The organism is Amycolatopsis sp. NPDC043885 (genome assembly GCF_056435685.1).
Window position 1 is genome coordinate 1 of sequence record NZ_JBWKEA010000040.1, and the last position, 2,285, is coordinate 2,285.

Here is a 2,285-nt window from a genome sequence, read left to right on the forward strand (position 1 = left end):
GTGCTTCCTTCGGCGTTGCATGGTCTTGGTGGTATCGGTAAGACTCAGATGGCGACTGAGTATATTTATCGGCATCTTCAGGATTATGATCTGGTGTGGTGGATTGATGCCGCGCATACGACTCAGATCCGTGCTGGTCTTTCCGAGCTTGCGGGGATGCTGGGTTTGCAGGGTGCGTCGGAGGCGAGTGTGGCGGTCCCGGCGGTGATCGAGGCGTTGCGGACGGGGCGGCCGTTCCGTCGTTGGCTTCTGGTTTTCGATGCCGCGGAGAGCCCGGATACGGTGTTGCCGTTTTTCCCGCGTAATGGTCCTGGTGAGATTCTGATCACGTCGCGGAACTCTGATTGGGCGGGGATCGCGCGTCCGCTGGAGTTGGCGGTGTTCAAGCGTGAGGAAAGTGTGGAGTTGCTGGGGCGTCGTGGTCCGGAGATCGATCCGGCCGACGCCGACGAGCTCGCGGAGAAGCTCGGTGATCTGCCGTTGGCGGTGGAGCAGGCGGCGGCGTGGCGGGCGGTGACCGGGATGCCGGTGCGGGAGTATCTGCGTTTGTTCGACGAGTCGGTCGAGGAGATTCTGGACACGGCGTCGGCGCCGGACAACGAGGTGTCGGTCGCCGCGGCGTGGAATGTGTCGTTCGAGGAGTTGAAGACCCGTAATCCGGCGGCCCATCAGATTTTGCATATCTGTGCTTTTTTCTCGCCGGAGCCGATTTCGCGTGATTTGCTCACGGGGGTCAACCGGGTGTCGATCTCTCCGGAGCTCGACGCGGCGCTGCGTGATCCGATCAAGCTCGCGCGGGCGATCCGGGACATCAACCGGTACGGTCTGGCGAAGATCGATCATGGGAACAACACTCTTCAGTTGCATCGGCTGGTCCAGCTGGTTCTGCGTAACCGGGTGATGGCCCGTCAGGTGCACGCGCGGATGCAGCACGGTGCTCATCAGTTGCTGGCCGCGCTGGATCCGAATGATCCGGAGTCGAGCAGGCATTGGTCGCGTTATCGTGAGCTGCTGCCGCACGCCTACGCGGCGAACGTGCTGGACTGTGACGACGATTGGCCGCGTCAGCTCTATGTCAATCTGATGCGCTACCTGTTCGAGTACGGCGATCACGAGGAGGCCGCCCGGCTGGGCCTGGAAGCGCGGAAGCGGTTCACCGACGTCCTCGGGCCGACGCATCCGCAGACGCTGGAGGTCTCGTCGAGGCTGGGGCTGTATCTGTGGGCGATCGGCCGGTATTCCGAGGCCGCGGAACTCAATCAGCGCACTCTCGCGCTGCGTCTTCAGGTGTCGGGTGAGGAGAACGAGGAGACCTTCGCTCTCCAGCGGAACATCACGATCGATCTCCGGGCGCAGGGCGACTTCGCGGCGGCGACCAAACTGAGCGAGGAGATCTACCAGAAGTCCAGGCGCATGTTCGGTGAGGACGACCCGGAGACACTCAACGCCGCGTACCAGCACGCCATCAGCCTCCGGCTGATCGGTGCCTACCGCGCGGCCGCGGAACTGGACCAGGACACCCTCCGGCGCCGGATCGAGGTCCTCGGCCGCGATCACGTCCGCACCTTCAGCGTCAACGGCTCCCTGATCGTGGACCTGCGCGAGGCGGGGGACTACGGCCAGGCCCGGGTGCAGCAGGAACGGCTCACCGAGAACTTCCACGCGCGGTTCGGCGCGGACCAGCTGGACAGCGCGGCCCACTCGTTCCTGCTTTCGGTGACCCGGCGCAAGGACGGCGACCACCCGGGCGCGCTCAGCCTGTCCACGGAATCGCTCAGAAGGTTCCGGCTGGCCTACGGTGACGACCACTCCGTCACGATGGGCTGCGCGCTGGCCCATTCGATCGATCTTCGTCACTCGGGTGACCTGGCCGCGGCGAAACGGCTCGGGGAGGAGACCTTCGAGCGATACCGGAGCGGTCTCGGCGAGCATCACCCGCACACCCTCGTCGCCAAGGTCGACCTGGCGGTCACCTTGCGGCTCATGGGCGACGCCGCGGCCGCCCGCGTCCTCGACGAGCGCGCCCTCGAGCAACTACGGGCCACCATCGGCCCGGACCACCCCTACGCCGTCGCCGCCACGATCAACCTCGCGAGTGACCTGGCGGCGCTGGATGAGGTCGACCAGGCCGCCGAGCTGGGACGCGACGCGGTCGAACGCGGGACGCAGGTACTCGGCGACGAGCATCCGACGGTCCTGGCCGCATCCTTCAACCTCGGACTGGACCTGACCGCGCTCGGCCGGACGGACGAGGCCGCGCCGTTCCACAACCCGATCCTGGCACG

The 2,285-nt window shown here is 65.7% G+C and carries 1 protein-coding gene; it reads left to right on the forward strand.

The features are described 5' to 3' along the window. Window positions 1-48: 48 nt before the first annotated feature. Window positions 49-2,285, forward strand: a 2,237-nt coding sequence (gene fxsT / locus AC069I_RS44315) for an FxSxx-COOH system tetratricopeptide repeat protein (RefSeq protein ID WP_478268072.1), incomplete at its 3' end; no start/stop codon positions are given.